This is a genomic window from Acetobacter suratthaniensis (genome assembly GCF_017377745.1).
In the GTDB taxonomy this organism is placed as follows: domain Bacteria; phylum Pseudomonadota; class Alphaproteobacteria; order Acetobacterales; family Acetobacteraceae; genus Acetobacter; species Acetobacter suratthaniensis.
This window is the reverse complement of sequence record NZ_JAFVMG010000055.1, coordinates 1-834: the sequence shown is the minus strand read 5'-3', so window position 1 is coordinate 834 and position 834 is coordinate 1. Positions and strand designations below refer to the sequence as shown.

1 protein-coding gene is annotated in these 834 nt (G+C 52.9%); it reads left to right on the top strand.

All coding sequences use genetic code 11. The annotated features are described in order from the left end of the window. Nucleotides 1–62 precede the first annotated feature (62 nt). A protein-coding gene (locus J2D75_RS14270) for an IS5 family transposase (RefSeq protein ID WP_207855456.1) occupies nucleotides 63–826 on the top strand; the annotation gives its coding sequence in 2 pieces (ribosomal slippage) (nucleotides 63–396 and nucleotides 396–826; 765 coding nt in all). Nucleotides 827–834: the final 8 nt, after the last annotated feature.

Sequence of the window (834 nt, the reverse complement as noted above, 5' to 3'; positions counted from 1 at the left end):
ATTAATTGATTGAACTGAGCGAGAGGTTGTGATTCACAGGCTTACAGATGGAGGGTAGGCCTGTGAGTGAGGTATTTTTGCTGTCTGAGCGCCAGATGGAGCGGATTGAGCCGTTTTTTCCTCTGGCGCACGGAGTGCCACGCGTGAATGACCGGCGTGTTCTGAGCGGGATCGTTTATGTCATCCGCAACGGCCTTCAGTGGAAGGATGCTCCGAAAGCGTATGGTCCACACAAGACTTTATACAACCGCTTTATCCGGTGGAGCCGCCTGGGTGTTTTTGACAGGATCTTTGTCGCCCTGACAGAACAGGCTGGCCGTTCGAAGCGTCTGATGATCGATGCAACACATCTCAAGGCACACCGGACATCGGCGTCCCTGCTCAAAAAGGGGCTTTTCCCCGCCATATCGGACGGACAAAAGGCGGCCTGAACTCAAAACTTCATGCCGTGTGCGATGATCAGGGCCGACCTGTCCGCCTTCATCTGACTGCTGGACAGGTCAGTGACTTCAGAGGCGCAGACGTGCTTCTGGCAGACCTCCCCGATGAGACAGAAGAAGTCATCGGGGACAGAGGCTACGATAGCAACCAGATCAGGTTATCGCTTGCAGACCGGAACATCACAGCCTGTATTCCGCCGAAGAAGAACCGGAAATCAAAGCCACCTTACAATTGGCATCTGTATAAAAAGCGCCATCTGATCGAAAACATGTTCGCAAAGCTGAAAGACTGGCGACGTGTTGCGACCCGATATGACCGCTGCGCTCATACATTCATGTCCGCAATCCACATCGCAGCAAGCGTCATCTTCTACCTCAAAGAATGAATCCTGAG